The following is a 17,323-nucleotide window of genomic DNA, read 5'->3' on the forward strand; positions in this document are numbered from 1 at the left end:
CGTAGCAGGCTCAGGAGCCGAGTGACCTCCGTCACCCATAGGGGTCAACGTTCCCGAACACCCGCGCTAACCGCGGCCCGTCCAATGGAGGCCCGATGCCGCGCATCACCGTCAACGTCGACGGCACCGAGTACACCGACGAAGTCGAACCCCGCACCCTGCTCGTGCAGCACCTGCGCGACCGGCTGGGCAAGGTCGGCACCGTCGTCGGCTGCGACACCAGCAACTGCGGCGCCTGCACCGTTCACCTGGACGGCCAGAGCGTCAAATCCTGTTCGGTGCTCGCGGTGCAGGCCGACGGGCACGACGTCACCACCATCGAAGGACTCGAACGGGACGGCGAGCTGCACCCGGTGCAGCAGGCGTTCCACGACAACCACGCGCTGCAGTGCGGGTTCTGCACGCCCGGCATGATCATGCAGTCGCTGGACCTGCTCGCGGAGAACTCCGCGCCCAGCGACGAGCAGATCCGCGAAGGGCTGGAGGGCAACCTCTGCCGCTGCACCGGCTACCAGAACATCGTCCGCGCGGTGCAGGACGCGGCCGGGAAGATGCGGCCGGGCGCCGGACCGCCGATCGAGCAGACCGCGGACACTCCGCAGCAGCGCACCGGCGAGCAGCAGGCGGAGGTGCGGCAGCCATGACTTCCACCGCGGAACCCGAACTCGGCCGCGCCCGCAAGCGCAAGGAGGACGCCCGGCTGATCACCGGGCGCACCCGCTGGACCGACAACATGGCGCTGCCCGGGATGCTGCACCTGGCGATCTTGCGCAGCCCGGTCGCGCACGCGCGCATCACCGCCATCGACACCGAAAGCGCGCGCAAGATGCCGGGCGTGCGAGCGGTGCTCACCGGGCAGGACGTCGCCGACGAGCAGGGCAGCCTGCCGTGCGCGTGGCCGATCACCGAGGACATGAAGTCGCCGGACGCGCCGTCGCTGGCGGTGGACACCGTCAACTTCGCCGGTGAGGCGGTCGCCGTGGTCGCCGCCCGCAGCGCGGCCGAGGCGCACGACGCGCTGGACGCGATCGAGGTGGACTACGAGGACCTGCCGGTGGTCCTGGACATCACCGCGGCGGCCACCGACGAATCCCCGCTGGTGCACGAGGACTTGGGCACCAACCGCAGCGCGACCTGGACGTTCGACTCGGCCGCTGCGGGCACCGGCGGCGACGTGCAGCAGGCGCTCGACGACGCCGAGGTGCGGGTGGACCGCACGTTCCGGCAGCAGCGGCTCATCCCGGCGTTCATGGAGCCCCGCTCGGTCGTGGTGGACCCGACCGGCGAGCAGTTCACCATGTGGTCGGCCACCCAGGTGCCGCACATCCTGCGGCTGATGATCGCGATGAACCTGGGCGTGCCGGAGCACAAGGTGCGGGTGATCGCGCCGGACGTGGGCGGCGGCTTCGGCGGCAAGCTGCAGGTCACCCCGGAGGAGTTCATCGCGTTCCTGCTGGCCCGCAGGCTGGGCAAGCCGGTGAAGTGGACCGAGTCGCGCTCCGAGACGATGGTCTCCGCGCACCACGGCCGCGACCAGGTGCAGCGGTTGTCGATCTCGGCCCGCCGGGACGGCACGGTCACCGGGCTTAAGGTCGAGCTGCTCGCGGACATGGGCGCCTACCTGCGGCTGGTCACGCCGGGCGTGCCGATCCTGGGCGCGTTCATGTTCAACGCGATCTACAAGTTCCCGGCGTACCACTTCAGCTGCACGAACGTGTTCACGAACAAGACCCCGACGGACGCCTACCGAGGTGCCGGGCGGCCGGAGGCCACCTTCGGCATCGAGCGGATGATGGACGAGCTCGCCGCCGAGCTGGGCATGGATCCGATGGAGGTCCGGCGCAAGAACTGGATCGGCCGCGACGAGTTCCCGTACGACACGGTCGCCGGGCTGACCTACGACTCGGGCGATTACGAGGCCGCGACCGACCGGGCGATGGAACTGCTGGGCTACGACTCGCTGCGGCAGGAGCAGGCCGAGCGCAGGCGGCGCGGGGACACCGTGCAGCTGGGCATCGGGATCTCCACGTTCACCGAGATGTGCGGGCTGGCGCCGTCGCGGGTGCTGGGTTCGCTGTCCTACGGCGCGGGCGGCTGGGAACACGCCGCGATCCGGGTGCTGCCCACCGGCAAGGTCGAGGTCGTCACCGGCGTCTCGCCGCACGGGCAGGGCCACGAGACGGCGTGGAGCCAGATCGTCGCCGACCGGCTGGGCGTGCCGTTCGAGGACGTGGAGATCCTGCACGGCGACACCCAGTCCTCGCCGAAGGGCCTGGACACCTACGGTTCGCGCTCGCTGGCGGTCGGCGGCATGGCGGTGGTCAGCGCCGCGGACAAGGTGATCGACAAGGCCCGCACGATCGCCGCGCACATGATGGAGTGCGCCGAGGACGACGTGGAGTTCACCGCGGGCAGCTTCGGCGTGCGCGGCACCGACCGGGCCACCGCGCTCGGCGAGGTGGCGCTGGCCGCGTTCGCCGCGCACGACCTGCCGGAAGGGGTGGAGCCGAGCCTGGACGCGGACGCCACGTTCGACCCGGAGAACTTCTCCTTCCCGCACGGCACGCACCTGTGCGCGACCGAAGTGGACACCGCGACCGGGCGGGTGCGCATCCGCGACTACGTCTGCGTGGACGACGTGGGCACCGTGGTCAACCCGCTGATCGTGGAAGGCCAGGTGCACGGCGGGCTCGCGCAGGGCATCGCGCAGGCGCTGTTCGAGGAGGCCGTGCACGACGAGTCCGGCACGCTGACCACGGCCACGCTGGCGGACTACCTGGTGCCGTCGGCTGCGGACCTGCCGGAGTACGTCACCGACCGCACCGAGACCCGCGCGACGTCGAACGCGCTGGGCGTGAAGGGCGTCGGGGAGGCGGGCACGATCGCCTCCACCCCGGCGGTGGTCAACGCGGTCGTGGACGCGATCCGGCACTTCGGCGTCGACGACGTGGAGATGCCGTGCTCGCCGCAGCGCGTGTGGCGGGCGATCACCGGGGCGCGAGCTTCCGGGCAGACCGCGCCGGAATCCGGTGGCGGCATGGGTTCGATGGAAGGTTCCGGCTCGCGAGGAGGTAACCGGTGATCCCCGCATCCTTCGACTACATCGCACCGTCCACAGTGGATGAGGCGGTGACCGCGCTGCAGCAGGCGGGCGACGAGGCCAAGGTGCTCGGCGGCGGGCAGAGCCTGCTGCCGGTGCTGCGGATGCGGCTGGCCGACCCGCGGGTGGTCGTCGACCTCGGCCGCATCCCGCAGCTGCGCGGCGTCCGCGAGGACGGCGACCGGCTGGTGATCGGCGCGATGACCACGCACCACGAGATCGCCCGCGACCCGCTCGTCCGCGAGCACGCCGAGCTGATCGCGCTGGCCACCCGCACCGTGGCGGACCCGCAGGTGCGCCACCGCGGCACGTTCGGCGGATCGCTGGCGCACGCCGACCCGGCCGGGGATCTGCCCGCTCCGGCACTCGTGCTGGACGCCGAGATGGTCATCGCCGGTCCGGGCGGGCAGCGGACGGTGCCCGCGGCGGAGTTCTTCGCGGACTTCTTCACCACCGCGCTGGAGGCCGACGAGGTGCTGGTCGAGATCCGGATGCCGAAGTGGACCGGCTGGTCGGCGCACTACGAGAAGTTCAACCGCGTCGCGCAGGCGTGGTCCATGGTCGGGGTGGCCGCCGCCGTGCTCGTGCGGGACGGCGCGATCGCCGAGGCCCGCGTGGGGCTGACGAACATGGGCGCCACGCCGATCCGGGCGCGCGGGGTGGAAGGGGCGCTGCTCGGCGCCCCGGCCACCGCGGAGGCGATCACCGCGGCGGCCCGGCACGCGGCGGAGGGCACCAGTGCCACCGCCGATGCCAGCGCCGACGTGGACTACCGGGAACATCTCGCCGAAGTGCTCACCGGCCGGGCGGTCGCCACGGCGGTCGGCGTGTAGTAATGGAGTGGTCGGCGCGTTCGCGCGCCGGAGTCGTCCGTTCGCCCCGGCCGGGCTCGGCTCGGCTGGTCGGCATAGTCGGGCTCGGCTGGTCGGCACAGTCGGGCTCGGCTGGTCGGCACCGCCGGGCTCGGCTCGGCTGGTCGGCACCGTCGGGCTCGGCTCGGCCGGTGGCACAGTCCGGCCCGGTAGGACTCGTCCGGCACCGCCGGGAGCTACCGCCCGCCGGGGCGAACGGGCAGACTCGAACGGGGTGGTTCGCGCCGGGGCCGGGCCGCCCGCCCGGGCCGCAGCCGCGGGCCGGAACTCGCCCCGCGCCGAGCCCAAGCGGCGATGGACCAGGAGGATTTCTCCCGTGCAGATGCAACACCACTTCACCGTCCCGGTCCCGGTCGACGTGGCGTGGCCGGCGATGATCGACCCGGAGCAGGTGGCCCCCTGCATGCCCGGCGCGACGCTCAGCAGCGCCGACGGCAACGAGTTCGCCGGTTCGGTGAAGGTGAAGCTCGGCCCGATCTCCTTGCTGTACAAGGGGAAGGGCTCGTTCGAAGAGGTCGACGAAGCGGCTCGCAAGGTCGTCATCGACGCCAGCGGCAAGGACTCGCGGGGCAACGGCACCGCTGCCGCCACCGTCACGCTCACCCTCACGCCCGAAGGCGGCAGCACCTCCGCGCAGGTGGACACCGACCTGAAGGTCACCGGCAAGCCCGCGCAGCTCGGGCGGGGCCTGATGACCGAGGTCGGCAGCAAGATCCTGAACCAGTTCGCGGCGAACCTGGCCGAGAAGCTCGCCGGTGAGGCGGCCGCCGCCGAGGGCGCGGGCGCGGCTTCGGCGGGTGGCTCCGGCAAGACCGAGTCGGACAAGGTGGCCGAAGCCGCGCAGGCGGCCGAGGACTCCGCGGGCGAGCAGCGCACCACCGCCGCGGCGGCGGCTGCGCAGGGCGCGGAAGCAGCGCGCAGCCGCACCCCGGCGTGGCGGGTCACGCCACCGGCGGGGGAGCAGGCGGCAGGGGAGCAGCCGGACACCGTCGGCTCGTCGAGCGCCGCCAGGCACGCCCGGTCCGATCGCGCGGACACGGTCGTCACCGGCGGCCCGATGCCGACCGACGAGGCGATCGACCTGCTCGGCACCGCGGGCACGCCGGTGCTCAAGCGGGTGCTGCCCGCGGTGGCGGTGCTGGCCGCCGGTGCGCTGCTGTTCCGCTGGCTCCGCCGCCGCAAGCACCGCCGCTGACGCGGCAGCTCGAAGCCGCTCAGCGGATCAGCCGGACGTCCGCATCGGTGTCGAGCCGTTTCCAAGCTTGGTCCGAAGTGAGCACTGGCGCGGCGAGGCGCCGCGCCAGTGCCAGGCATGCTCGGTCCCCGAGCGACAGGCCGGCCTCCCGGGTCGTCGGCCAAAGCGCGGCCGTCGCTAGCGAGTCGTCTCGACCGAAAGCGATCACTTCCACGCCCAGAGCTTCGATCTGCAGGCCGAGAAGGTCGGCGTCGCCGCCATTGGCAGCGATCTTCTGCAAGACCTCTGACCAGTTCACCGCACTGATCAGCGCCCCGTCGAGATGTTCGGCGACCGCTTCTTGTCCCGATTCCGCATATACCCACGCCAGGACTGCCGAAGCGTCGAGGACGACCGTGCTCATGACTCCGTCTCGGCGGTTTCGCGTGCTGCTGCGGCACGTCGGTCTGCGAGCAGCTCGTCGACTGGTGATCCAGCTGTCGCCCGGCTGTTGAGCGCCGTCTGCTGGATGCGCCGCATCAGGTGTTCCCGTTCTTCGAACACCACTCGTCCGTCTTCGACATAGCTGACCAGGTCGGTGTCCGGTGTGAGCCCCAGTTCATGCCGGAAAGGCGCCGGTATCGAGACCCGGCCCTGCGGATTCATCTTCACAGCAGCGCTTGTCATGCCTTCACTGTATATGTCACGAAAGTACATGTCATGCACCAATTGTCCACCATTGTGCATGTGTGCGATCAAGCTGGCAGCAGCTGGTGGACGCGGGTGAGGCGGTCGAGCCAGCGGCGCTGGTCCTCGGCGGACGGGGTGGCGGCCGCGACGCGGGCCGGGTCCGGCAGCGGAGCGCTCCGCGGCACCGGGAGATGACCGCCGCGCGGCACGAACGACTCGGCCACCAGGTCGCCGTCCAGCAGCGACGTCGTGCCCAGCCCGCAGGCGAACGGCAGCTCCGGCAGCGCCCCGGCGAGCGCGAGCTGCGCGGCCAGGCCGACGCTGCTCTCCACCGCCGAGGACACCACGCACGGCAGCCCGCACGCTTCGGCGACCTGCAACGCCCGGCGCACCCCGCCCAGCGGCGCGGCCTTGAGCACCGCCACGTCCGCCGCTTCGGCGACCGCGACCCGCAGCGGGTCCTCGGCGCGGCGGATCGATTCGTCCGCCGCGATCCGGACCGCCACCTTGCGCCGCACGGCGGCGAGCTCCTCGACGCTCGGGCAGGGCTGCTCGACGTACTCCAGACCACCCGCGGCGCGGTCCAGCTCCGCGATCCGGGCGACCGCGGTGTCCACGTCCCAGGCCGCGTTCGCGTCCACCCGGATCGCGCCCGCCGGGCCGAGGGCGTCGCGCACCGCGGCCACCCGCTCGACGTCGTCGGCGGCGAACTGCGACGACTCGGCCACCTTCACCTTCGCCGTGCTGCAGCCCGAGGCGGACACGATCTCGTGCGCCTGCTCGCCGTCCACCGCCGGAACCGTGCAGTTCACCGGCACGGTGTCGCGCACCGCCGCAGGCCAATCCCCGGCGCACGCCTCCAAGGCCGCCAGCAGCCACGGCACGGACTGCGCGTCGTCGTAGTCCTCGAACGGGCAGAACTCGCCCCAGCCGCCGGGACCGCCGAGCAGCACCCCCTGCCTGCGGGTGATCCCGCGGAACCGGGTGCGCATCGGCAGGCCGTACACCCGCACGGAATCCAACTCGGCCAAGCTGATCGTCGCCCCGCTCATGATCCGTCCCTTCCAGCTCGCCCGGTCCGGCACCTGTCCCCGCGTCCGGAGGCACCATCCTCGCCCGAGCATCGGGCGCGCGTCAGCACGGCAGTTCGCGGAGAAACGTGCGTCGGCGCCCGGTGAACGGCGACGGGGCACACACCGGTGCCCTAGTGCGCCCCAAGGTCGATACGCGGGCGAGGCCCGTTCTGTTCCCGGGTGCGGAAGTGATCAGCCCGACGATCGGCCGCACCGCCGCGAGCGGTCAGGGCCGCGGAAGGTCAGGCCACGCTGGGGCGGCCCAGGTCGAACACGTCCACCTCGAACCGCGCCCACTGCTGGCGCAGCGCGGTTACCCCGCTGTCCAGGATGTAGTTCAGCTCCCCGAGGGTGACCGGCAGCAGCGTGAACACCTGCAGCTGCTCGGTGCCCTCCTGGTCGGTGAACCTGGTGAACTCGGGCGGGAACAGCGGATGCCCGCTGGCCAGCACGCCGAAGAACTCGGTGCCGGGCAGCAGCGGGCTCTCGTTCGGCACGATCTGGTCCGGCACCAGGTGCGTGCCGCTCTCCACCAGCAGCTCGCTGGTCACGTCCACCAGGTGCCGGGCCGCTTCGGCCTGCTCCTTGTACACCGTGCACGCGAGCTCCTGCGCCGGGTCGGCACCGAGCGGCTGGAACCGCAGGCCCGAGCTGATCACCGTGCTCAGGTGGTACTGGTCCAGGTGGAAGAACACCAGCCCGTACCCGCGGTTGTCGCCGCGGACGTTGGGCGGCTCGGCGGCAGTCGGCGTACCCGCGTGCCGTTCGAGGTTCTCCGCGAGCCCGATGAACCGGTGCGCACCACCCACCGCGGTGTTGTGCTTCTCGGTGTTCATCCGATCTCCACTGCTGCGTCTGTCTCGCAAACGGTAACCGGTGCCGTGCGTCGCACGGGCAGTTTCGCCAACGCCACCGAAAATACGACCCCGCCCGCAAGCCGCGGCGGCCGGGCGGCGGAACTGATCAACCCACGTCCGGCAACGCCGGTCCGAGCAGGTCATCGGCGTCCACGATGCGGTAGGCGTAGCCCTGTTCGGCCAGGAACCGCTGGCGGTGCGCGGCGTAGTCGGTGTCCAGGGTGTCCCGGGAGACCACCGAGTAGAAGTGCGCCTGCCTGCCCTCGGCCTTCGGGCGCAGCAACCGGCCGAGCCGCTGCGCCTCCTCCTGGCGGGAACCGAACGTGCCGGAGACCTGCACCGCCACCGAAGCCTCCGGCAAGTCGATGGAGAAGTTCGCCACTTTCGACACCACGAGCCGGTCGATCTCGCCGCGCCGGAACGCGTCGAAGAGCTTCTCCCGCTCCTTGTTCCGGGTGGAGCCCTCGACGATCGGCGCGTCCAGCGCCTCGCCGAGCTCGTGCAGCTGCTCCAGGTACGCGCCGATCACCAGCGCCGGCTCGCCCGGGTGCTGATCGAGGATCGCCCGCACGACCGGGGCCTTGGTGCGTGCCGTGGAGCAGACCTTGTAGCGCTCCTCGGCTTCCGAGGTGGCGTAGCGCAGCCGCTCGTCGTCGGTGAGCGTCACGCGCACTTCGACGCAGTCGGCCGGGGCGATCCAGCCCTGCGACTCGATGTCCTTCCACGGCGCGTCGAAGCGCTTCGGCCCGATCAGCGAGAACACGTCGCCTTCCCGGCCGTCCTCGCGCACCAGCGTCGCGGTCAGCCCGAGGCGCCGCCGCGACTGCAGGTCGGCGGTCATCCGGAAGACCGGGGCGGGCAGCAGGTGCACCTCGTCGTAGACCACCAGGCCCCAGTCGCGGGAGTCGAACAGCTCCAGGTGCTTGTACTCGCCCTTCGACTTGCGGGTGATCACCTGGTAGGTGGCGATGGTGACCGGGCGGATCTCCTTCTTCTCGCCGGAGTACTCGCCGATCTCCTCCTCGGTCAGCGAAGTGCGCTCGACCAGCTCCCGCTTCCACTGCCTGCCCGCGACGGTGTTGGTGACCAGGATCAGCGTGGTCGCGCCCGCCTCGGCCATCGCGGCGGCGCCGACCAGCGTCTTGCCAGCGCCGCACGGCAGCACGACCACGCCGGAACCGCCCGACCAGAACGACTGCACCGCTTGGCGCTGGTAGTCCCGCAGGCTCCAGCCCTCTTCGCGGAGGCTGATCGGGTGCGCTTCGCCGTCGACGTAGCCCGCCAGGTCCTCGGCGGGCCAGCCGATCTTGAGCAGCAGCTGCTTGAGCCGCCCGCGCTCGCTGGGATGCACGGCCACGGTGTCGTCGTCGATGCGCTCGCCGAGCATCGGCTTGACCTTCTTGTGCCGCATCACCTCTTCCAGCACCGCGCGGTCCAGCGAGATCAGCACCAGCCCGTGCGCCGGGTCGTGCGCGAGCTGCAACCGGCCGAACCGGCCCATGGTCTCGGCGATGTCGACCAGCAGCGGCTGCGGAACGGGGTAGCGGGAGTACCGGACCAGGCCGTCGACCACCTGCTCCGCGTCGTGCCCCGCGGCGCGCGCGTTCCACAGCGCCAGCGGTGTGATCCGGTAGGTGTGCACGTGCTCGGGGGCGCGTTCCAGTTCCGCGAACGGGGCGATGGCGGTGCGCGCTTCGTCGGCCTGCTCGTGGTCGACTTCCAGCAGCAGGGTCTTGTCGGACTGGACGATCAGCGGTCCGTCGGTCACGGGTGCTGCTCCCTCGGCTGTTCGGGCGCTTTCGTGCGGGTGGGGGCTTTGCGCAGGTGATCGGCCACGCTGACAACGGCCGGACCGGTCTCCAGTATTCCACCGCCGCGACCGCGGCCGGGGTGCGCGGGGCCGAGGGCTTCCGCTCGCCGGATGGCGCGGTGTGCACTGAGCGGGTGCCGGTGTGCTGGGCTTGATCGGAGTCGTCGCGGGAGGCGGGCATGGGCGATCGGACGGTTCGGGACGTCACGCGGGATCTGCTGCGCAGGCTCGGGATGACCACCGTGTTCGGCAATCCGGGCACGACCGAGGTGCCGTTCCTGGCGGACTGGCCGGACGACTTCGGCTACGTGCTGGGCCTGCAGGAATCCGCGGTCGTCGCGATGGCCGACGGGTACGCCCAGGCGCGCCGGGCTCCGGCGCTGGTGAACCTGCATTCGGCGGGCGGCGTCGGGCACGGGCTCGGGTCGCTGTTCACCGCGTACCGCAACGGCACTCCGCTGGTCGTGACGGCCGGGCAGCAGACCCGGACGCTGCTGCTGGACGAGCCGTTCCTCGGCGCGACCGACGCGCCGCAGTTCCCCAAGCCGTACGTGAAGTTCAGCTGCGAACCGGTCAGTGCGGCCGACGTGCCCGCGGCGATCGCCCGCGCCCACCAGCTCGCGGTGACTCCGCCGCAGGGGCCGGTGTTCGTGTCGATCCCCGCCGACGACTGGGACCGGCCGGCCACCGAGGTCCCGGACCGGCCGGTCACGCCCGGCCCGGCCCCTGATCCGGCGGCGCTCGCGGGACTGGCGGAGGCGCTGGGCGGTGCCGAACGTCCCGCGTTCGTGGTCGGCCCGGCCGTCGATCACGAGGGAGTCGTGCCGGAGATGGTGGCGCTGGCCGAGCGCGCGAAGGCCGCGGTGTGGGCGAGCCCGCTGTCCCCGCGCTGCTCCTTCCCCGAGGACCACCCGCGGTTCGCGGGTTTCCTGCAGCCCGAGCGGAAGCTGCTGGCCGCCGAACTCGCCGCCTACGACCTGGTCGCGGTCTTCGGCGCTGCCGCGTTCACCTACCACGTCTACCGAGGTCCGGCGGCTGACGAGCTGCCGGAGCTGTTCCTCCTGCACGACGACCCGGACGTGCTCGCGCGCGCCCGCCGCGGCACCGGCCTGCTGGGGACGATGGCGCACTCGGTGCGCGGGCTCGGTGAGCTGGTGCGCCCGTCGGAGCGGCCGGAACCGGCGGCGTTGCAACGTCCGCCGCGTCCGCGCGCCGGGACGCCGATGAGCGCGAGCTACGTGCTCGCCGAGATCAACGCGGTGTTGCCCGCGGCGGCCGTCGTGGTCGAAGAAGCCCCGAGCCACCGCAACGACCTGCACGAGCACTTTCCGATCCGCTCGCGCGACGGCGGGTTCTTCGCGGCCGCCTCGGGCGCGCTCGGTTACGGCATCGGCGCCGCGGTGGGCGTGGCGATGGCCGACCCGCAGCGGCCGGTGCTGGCGCTGCTCGGCGACGGTTCCAGCATGTACGGGTTCCAGGCGGTGTGGACGGCGGTGCGCGAGCAGGCGCCGGTGACGTTCGTGATCCTGGACAACTCCCGGTACGCCGCGGTGGCCGTGCTCAGCGGTGGCGAGCAGAAGCTGCCCGGCGTCGAGCTGGGTGGCACGGACTTCGCCGGGCTGGCGCGCAGCCTCGGCTGTCCGGCGACGACGGTGCGCGAGCCCGGCGAGCTGGCCGCCGAACTCGCGGCCCTGCCCGGCCGCCCCTCCGGCCCGCGCCTGCTCCACGTGCACGTCGACCCGGCCCCGACACCCCTCTACTAGCCTCCGCGGGATGCACCAGTGAACGGACCGTTGGTCCCACTAGGTTGGTCAAACGGTCCGTTCGCTCATGATCGTCGGTGGGCCCGAGCCGGGATGCGCCGCGCTGATCGGGCGGACCGAGCCGAGTGAACGGACTGCTGGTCCCACTAGATTGGTCCAACAGGCCGTTCACTCGTGATCGTCGGTGGGACTCCGAGAGCGGTCCGGTCAGCGGCCTGCGGGCTGGGCTTCCTCCAGCGGCGGCGGCTGCACCAGCATCTTGGACACGGCGACCTCCTTGCCGATCTGCCCGAAGCGCTTCATCAGCTCCGAGACCCGCTGCAACCGGGCGGCGTCCATCGAGGTCGGGATCTTGCCCAGCTCGACGATCGGCGCCAGCTCCGGGGTGATCTTGGCGAACTGCGGCAGCAGCGGCGTCACCTCGGCCCGGTTCTGCCCGGTCAGCTGCGCCCGCTGGACCGCGCGCTGGAACGCCTGCAGCGTCTTCGGGTTCTCCTGCGCGAACTTCGCGGTGGTCGTCGCCCCGGCCACCGGGAAGTCCGAAGTGCCACCGGAGAAGCAGTCCACCACCGTGGTCGCGCCCGCGTTCTTCGCGGCCTGGGTGATGAACGGCTCGGTCATCACCGCCGCGTCGACCTGCCCGTTCTGCAGCGCGGGCAGCATGTCCGGGAAGCCGAACTTGACGAACTCGGCGTTGCGGATGTCCACGCCGCGTTCCTGCAGCGCGGCCTTGGCGCCGATGTCGGTGATCGCGCCCGGTGCGCTGATGGCGATCTTGGCGTTGGAGAGGTCCTCCGGCTTCTTCACCGAGGAGTTCGGCAACGTCATGATGTTCATGTTGTTCGGCACCGAGACCATCATCTCGCTGACGAACTTGAGGTCACCGGCGCCGGTGGCCTGCGCCTTGATCGGCGCGGTGTAGCTGCCCAGGCTGATGTCGTTCTGCCCGGACAGCAGCGAGGTCAGCGCGGCCGGTCCGTCGCCGACCGGCTGGACCTTGACGTTGAGGCCCTCGTCCTGGAAGTAGCCCTTCGCCTGCGCGAGCGCGACCGGGGCCTGGGACAGCGCGGGCAGCGAACCGATCACGATCGTCGGTTTCTCCAGCCCCGCGTCGCCGCCGGTGGCGTTGGAGCCGTCCGCGCCGCTGAGCAATCCGCACCCGCTCAGCGTGAAAGCGGTAGCGCCGATCGTGGCCACGGAAAGTAGTGCGCGGGTGAGGCGAAGCCGGGATCTGCGGCGCGCGGTCCCGATCGGTCTGCTCGGCATGTGGGGGGTGCCTCCTTGGGCGAGCGGTGCGGAAAGCGACACGGAGCTGGCCGTGCGGGGTGGCGCACCGGAAGCCCACGTCGTACCTGGCGTTACAGGCTGCAATAGGATTTGAATGCTATGTGCCCGAACGTGTCAAGATGATCTTCTTTTTGGTGACGAGGCGTGTCGAGTATTCGACATCGCGTAGCGTCGGCGGTTCGGGTGCCGGATTTTTCTCCCGCTGCGGGAAAAATGTGAATGGTTCGGGAGGAAGCTGATGGCCGACGCCGCCGTGCCGACCGTGCGCGACGTGACCCGCGGGTTGATGCGCGAGCTGGGACTCACCACGGTCTTCGGCAACCCGGGCACGACCGAGGTGCCGTTCCTGGACCAGTGGCCGGACGACTTCCGCTACGTGCTGGGGCTGCAGGAGTCGGTGGCCGCCGCGATGGCCGACGGCTACGCGCAGCAGACCGGCAACGCGGTGCTGGTCAACCTGCACTCCGCAGGCGGGGTGGGGCACGCGCTGGGCGCGGTGTTCGGCGCCTACCGCAACCGCACGCCGATGATCGTCCTCGCCGGTCAGCAGGTTCGGCGGTTGCTGCCGCACGATCCGTTCCTGGGCGCGACCGAGGCACCGGAGTTCCCCAAGCCGTACGTGAAGTGGTCGCTGGAACCCGCCCGCGCCGCGGACGTTCCGCTGGCGCTGGCCCGCGCCTACCAGCTGGCGATGCAGGCGCCGCGCGGTCCGGTGTTCCTGTCCGTGCCCGCCGACGACTGGGACGAGCCCGGTGAGCCCGTCGAAGCACCCGCGCCGATCGCCCAGCCCGGCGCGGACCCGGCCGCGATCAGCGAGTTCGCCGACGCGCTGCGCTCGTGCCTGCGGCCCGCGCTCGTCGTCGGGCCCGCGGTGATCGAGGAGGGCGTGGTGCGCGAGATGGTCGAGCTGGCCGAGCGGACCCGCGCGGCGGTGTGGCTCTCGCCGATGGTCTCGCGCTCGTCGTTCCCGGAGACGCACCCGCAGTTCGCCGGATTCCTGCAGCCCTCCGAGGCCGCGGTCGCCGCTGACCTGGCCGAGTACGACCTCGTCGGAGTCTTCGGGGCGCCCGCGTTCACCTACCACGTGTTCCGCGGCGCGGCCGAGCGCGAATGGCCGTCGAGCTTCTTGATCAGCGACGATCCGCAGATCCTCGCGCGTGCCCAGCACACCCGGGGCATCCGCGCGGCGCTGGGACCGGCGCTGCGCCAGCTGCTGCCGGAGCTGCCGCAGTCCGAACGGCCGCTGCCCACCGGCAGGCAGCTTCCCGAACTGCCGCCGCTGACCAGCCCGCCACCGGCCGAGCGCGTGCTCAGCGTGCTGCGCGAACAGCTGCCCGCGGACGCCGTGGTGGTCACCGAGGCACCCACGCACAAGCAGACGATCCAGCGCTTCCTGCCGTTCGACTCCCCGGAGCAGGACTTCCACGCCGGTGCCAGCGGTGCGCTGGGCTACGGCATCTCCGCGGTGGTCGGGTCCGCGCTGGCCACCCGGCGCCCGGTGGTCGGCGTGCTCGGCGATGGCGCGAGCATGTACGGCATCCAGGCGTTGTGGACCGCGGCCCAGGAGCACGCGTCGCTGACGGTGCTGGTGCTGGACAACGAGGAGTACGCGGCGGTGCGGCTGCTCGGCGAGGTGGGCGAGGACGGCAAGATGCCCGGTGTGCGCCTCGGTGGCATCGACTTCGTGGCGCTGGCGCAGGGCATGGGCTGCGCGGCGCGGCGGGTGGACGACCTGACCGAATTCGATCGGGAACTGCGCGCGGCATTGGCCGAATCCGGCCCGACCGTGCTGCACGTTCCGGTCGCCCCGAGCGGGCGCCGGATGTATTGATCCGCGGTTCCGGGCGGCGCCGGGAAATGATCGGCGCGCCGGTCGGCGCATCGGGTCGAATGATTTCCCCAGAATTCGCGATTCGGCGCCCGCGCCGCCGCCCGGGTCATTCGCGGGCGAATGGCCCGAACTTCCCGGTATTTCCGGGAAGTGTGGGGAATTTCCCGGTTGCCGGGCTCGATCAGTTGGCTGCGGTCTCCGCGCGACCGGACTGCAACAGTTTCGCCACGTGACTACGGAGCGTGATGAACCCGTCGGATGCCCGGGTGCCGATCTGGTCGCGCTCGGAACCGAGGTCGACGTCCAGGTCGGCGACGACTTCCGCGGGCGAGCGGGACAGCACCAGCACCCGGTCGCCGAGGTAGACGCTCTCGTCGATGTCGTGCGTGACCAGCAGGATCGTGCTGCCGTACTGCTCGCGCACGGACAGCAGCAGGTCCTCCAGCTCGAACCGGGTCTGCGCGTCGACCGAGGCGAACGGTTCGTCCAGCAGCAGCAGCTCGGGCCGGGTCGCCAGCGCCCGCGCGATCGCCACCCGCTGCTGCATCCCGCCGGAGAGCTGCCACGGGTACTTCTTCGCCGCGTCGGCCAGACCCACCCAGGACAGCGCTTCCGCGGCCCGCTCGCGCCGCTTCACAGAGCGCGTGCGCAGCGGGAACTCCACGTTGCCGCGCACCGTCATCCACGGGAACAGCGAGCGGCCGTAGTCCTGGAAGACCACCGCGAGGTCCTCCGGCACGCCGTCGATCTGCTCGCCGCGCAGCGCCACGCGGCCGCTGGTGGGTCGTTGCAGGCCGCCGACCAGCCGCAGCAGCGTCGACTTGCCGCAGCCGGACGGACCGACGATGCAGGTCAGCTGCCCCTCCTCGACCGTGAAGCCCAGGTCGCGGATGGCGACGTGGCCGCCTTCGTAGGTGTGGCCGAGCCCGGCCACCTCCAGCATCGTGCGCACAGTCATCCTTTCGCTCGCGCGGGGTCGGCGGAGCCGTGTTGCCAGGTGAGCGCCCGCCGCTGCACCGCAAGCAGCGCGGTGTTGAGCAGGTAGCCCAGCAGGGCCAGCAGCACGATTCCCGCCCACAGGTCGGCGAACTCGAACTGCTGCTGGGCGTAGACGAGCTGGTAGCCGAGGCCGCTGCTGGCGCCGACCATCTCGGAGACCACCATCAGGATCAGCGCCTGCGACAGGCTGATCCGCAGCCCGGCGAAGATCTTCGGCGCGGCCGCGGGCAGCACGATCCGGCTCCACCAGTCCCACCGGCCGATCCGGAAAGCGCGGGCGGTGTGCTGCTTGACCGCGTCCACCGAGGCCGCGCCGTCGGCGGTGTTGAGCACCACGGTGAACACCGTGCCGAACACGATCGTCGCCAGCTGCATCGGCGTGCCCAGCGTGAACAGCACCAGGAACAGCGGCACCAGCGCCGGAGTGGGCACCGACCGGAAGAAGTCCAGCAGCGGCCCGAAGTAGTCGGTGGCCCGCCGGGAGCGGCCGAGCGCGACGCCGATGACGACCCCGGCCGCACCGGAGATCAGCCAGCCGCCGAACAGCCTGCCCAGGCTCGGCAGCACGTCCCGGAAAACCGCGTCGGTCAGCCACAGCTGCTCGGCGGGCCCGGTCAGCCACAGCTGCCATGCGTGCGCGGCGATCCGCGTCGGTGGCAGGAAGTACACGCTGCCCGCGGCGCGCGTGACGATCTCCCACGCCACCACCAGGACCAGCAGCAGGCCCCACTTGCCCAGGAACTTCCGCAGCGACTTCACAGTTCCTCCCGGCTCGTGGCCCAGCCGAACAGCCTGCGCTGGAGCTGGTGCAGGCCGGTGTTGATCAGGTAGCCGAGCACGCCGACGATCACCGTGCCCGCCAGCACCAGGTCCATCCGCCCGCCGCCGGAGCTGGCCTCCAGGATGAAGGTGCCCACGCCGCGCGCCCCGCCCGCGATCAGCTCCACGACCACCACCACGACCAGCGCGATCGACGCGGAGACCCGGATGCCGGTGGCCACGAACGGCGCCGCGTGCGGCAGCGCGACCGTGCAGGCCGTGCGCAACCTGCTGAACCGGAAGGACCGGGCGATGTCGGTGTAGAGCGGGTCCATCTCGTCCAGCGCGTACATCGTGTTGAACAGGATCGGCCACACCGCCGCGTAGGTGGCCAGCGTGATCTTGGTTCCGGGTCCGCCGCCGAGCAGCAGCATCAGCAGCGGCAGCAGCGCAACCGCGGGCAGCGGGCGCAGGAATTCCACGACCGTCAGCATCGCCGTGCGCGCGGGCCGGACGCTGCCGAGCAGCAGTCCGAGCGGGATCGCGATCAGTGCGGCCAGTCCCACCGCGATCAGGAACGTCAGCACCGTCGCGACGCTGTCCAGCAGGAAGTCGGTGTCGCCGGCCAGCAGCTCGGCGGCTCGCGGCAGCACCGTCGACGGCGGCGGCAGGTAGCGGGCGTCGAGCAGGCCGATCGCGCAGGCCAGTTCCCAGACGGCGAGCAGGCCGGCCAGTCCGGCCAGGCCGCGGGCGAGCCGGGCCATGTCAGTCCCCACCCGGAAGCGCGGCGGCGCGGCGGCCGGGACTCGGTGCTGGGCTGCGCATCTCGGTCGTTTCTCCTCGGTCGGCGCGGGCTCCGCGGCGGTGCGGGCGCACTCGCAGCCGGTGCGGGGTCCGGCCGCCAGGGCGCGGGTGTTGATCTACTGTTGATCAACGTTCGGTTCGACGCTGATCACCTAGAGTGATAAGCGAGCCGTTTCGGGGAGCGTTGCGCTACCCGTTCGGCCGACCGGATCAGGTGTCGATGAACCGACGGCGAGGGGATCATGCCCGATGTTCATCGACTCGCCGAATCGACGGACACCTTAAGTGATAGGCCGAACGAGTG

At 71.5% G+C, this 17,323-nt stretch carries 15 protein-coding genes; 6 read left to right on the forward strand and 9 right to left on the reverse strand.

The annotated features are described in order from the left end of the window. The first annotated feature begins 95 nt into the window (after positions 1–95). The 4 genes from INP57_RS02665 (at position 96) to INP57_RS02680 (ending at position 5,167) form a co-directional block, all read left to right on the forward strand. On the forward strand, positions 96–644 hold the full coding sequence (locus INP57_RS02665; protein WP_200068358.1) for a (2Fe-2S)-binding protein: 549 nt from the start codon (positions 96–98) through the stop codon (positions 642–644). Further along, positions 641–3,082, forward strand: a complete 2,442-nt coding sequence (locus INP57_RS02670; RefSeq protein ID WP_200068359.1) for a xanthine dehydrogenase family protein molybdopterin-binding subunit — start codon at positions 641–643, stop codon at positions 3,080–3,082. Before INP57_RS02665 ends, INP57_RS02670 begins: the two co-directional genes overlap by 4 nt. Then, positions 3,079–3,933: an FAD binding domain-containing protein gene (locus tag INP57_RS02675; protein ID WP_200068360.1), complete on the forward strand. Its 855-nt coding sequence runs from the start codon at positions 3,079–3,081 to the stop codon at positions 3,931–3,933. The genes INP57_RS02670 and INP57_RS02675 overlap by 4 nt, the downstream gene beginning before the upstream one ends. A 355-nt stretch (positions 3,934–4,288) precedes the next feature. Further along, positions 4,289–5,167 (forward strand): SRPBCC family protein, encoded by an 879-nt coding sequence (locus INP57_RS02680; protein WP_200068361.1) that lies wholly within the window; start codon positions 4,289–4,291, stop codon positions 5,165–5,167. 19 nt (positions 5,168–5,186) lie between these two features. On the opposite strand, the gene INP57_RS02685 is transcribed toward INP57_RS02680, so the two are convergent. The 5 genes from INP57_RS02685 to INP57_RS02705 form a co-directional block, all read right to left on the reverse strand. Beyond that, positions 5,187–5,570, reverse strand: a complete 384-nt coding sequence (locus INP57_RS02685) for a type II toxin-antitoxin system VapC family toxin (protein WP_200068362.1) — start codon at positions 5,568–5,570, stop codon at positions 5,187–5,189. Further along, the gene (locus INP57_RS02690) at positions 5,567–5,872 is read right to left on the reverse strand and encodes an AbrB/MazE/SpoVT family DNA-binding domain-containing protein (protein ID WP_200068363.1); all 306 of its coding nucleotides are present in this window, start codon (positions 5,870–5,872) and stop codon (positions 5,567–5,569) included. The genes INP57_RS02685 and INP57_RS02690 overlap by 4 nt, the downstream gene beginning before the upstream one ends. 29 nt (positions 5,873–5,901) lie before the next feature. Then, positions 5,902–6,888 carry an o-succinylbenzoate synthase gene (locus tag INP57_RS02695; protein WP_200068364.1) on the reverse strand — a complete coding sequence of 329 codons (987 nt, stop codon included), beginning with the start codon at positions 6,886–6,888 and terminating at the stop codon, positions 5,902–5,904. A gap of 263 nt (positions 6,889–7,151) precedes the next feature. After that, the gene (locus INP57_RS02700) at positions 7,152–7,745 is read right to left on the reverse strand and encodes a suppressor of fused domain protein (protein ID WP_200068365.1); all 594 of its coding nucleotides are present in this window, start codon (positions 7,743–7,745) and stop codon (positions 7,152–7,154) included. A gap of 127 nt (positions 7,746–7,872) precedes the next feature. After that, on the reverse strand, positions 7,873–9,534 hold the full coding sequence (locus tag INP57_RS02705; RefSeq protein ID WP_200068366.1) for a DNA repair helicase XPB: 1,662 nt from the start codon (positions 9,532–9,534) through the stop codon (positions 7,873–7,875). Positions 9,535–9,755: 221 nt separating this feature from the next. On the opposite strand from INP57_RS02705, the gene mdlC (INP57_RS02710) reads away from it, so the two are divergent. Beyond that, the gene (mdlC, locus tag INP57_RS02710) at positions 9,756–11,339 is read left to right on the forward strand and encodes a benzoylformate decarboxylase (protein ID WP_200068367.1); all 1,584 of its coding nucleotides are present in this window, start codon (positions 9,756–9,758) and stop codon (positions 11,337–11,339) included. 207 nt (positions 11,340–11,546) lie between these two features. Here the strand turns inward: mdlC (INP57_RS02710) and INP57_RS02715 are convergent, their stop codons facing one another. Next, entirely contained in the window at positions 11,547–12,605 is a 1,059-nt protein-coding gene (locus INP57_RS02715; protein ID WP_200068368.1) for an ABC transporter substrate-binding protein, read from the reverse strand. 259 nt (positions 12,606–12,864) lie between these two features. Here INP57_RS02715 and mdlC (INP57_RS02720) point away from each other — a divergent pair, with 259 nt between their 5' ends. Continuing rightward, a complete protein-coding gene (mdlC, locus tag INP57_RS02720) occupies positions 12,865–14,457 on the forward strand; it encodes a benzoylformate decarboxylase (protein WP_200068369.1) in 1,593 nt (530 codons plus the stop codon). A gap of 181 nt (positions 14,458–14,638) precedes the next feature. Here the strand turns inward: mdlC (INP57_RS02720) and INP57_RS02725 are convergent, their stop codons facing one another. The 3 genes from INP57_RS02725 to INP57_RS02735 are packed head-to-tail and all read right to left on the reverse strand — an operon-like array spanning position 14,639 to position 16,979. Continuing rightward, positions 14,639–15,409 carry an ABC transporter ATP-binding protein gene (locus INP57_RS02725; protein WP_200068370.1) on the reverse strand — a complete coding sequence of 257 codons (771 nt, stop codon included), beginning with the start codon at positions 15,407–15,409 and terminating at the stop codon, positions 14,639–14,641. A gap of 2 nt (positions 15,410–15,411) precedes the next feature. Next, complete coding sequence (locus tag INP57_RS02730; protein WP_200068371.1) at positions 15,412–16,215, reverse strand: ABC transporter permease; 804 nt, start codon at positions 16,213–16,215, stop codon at positions 15,412–15,414. After that, complete coding sequence (locus tag INP57_RS02735; protein ID WP_200068372.1) at positions 16,212–16,979, reverse strand: ABC transporter permease; 768 nt, start codon at positions 16,977–16,979, stop codon at positions 16,212–16,214. Before INP57_RS02735 ends, INP57_RS02730 begins: the two co-directional genes overlap by 4 nt. Positions 16,980–17,323 lie beyond the last annotated feature (344 nt).

The sequence above is a fragment of the Saccharopolyspora galaxeae genome, assembly GCF_016526145.1.
GTDB classification, from domain to species: Bacteria; Actinomycetota; Actinomycetes; order Mycobacteriales; family Pseudonocardiaceae; genus Saccharopolyspora_C; species Saccharopolyspora_C galaxeae.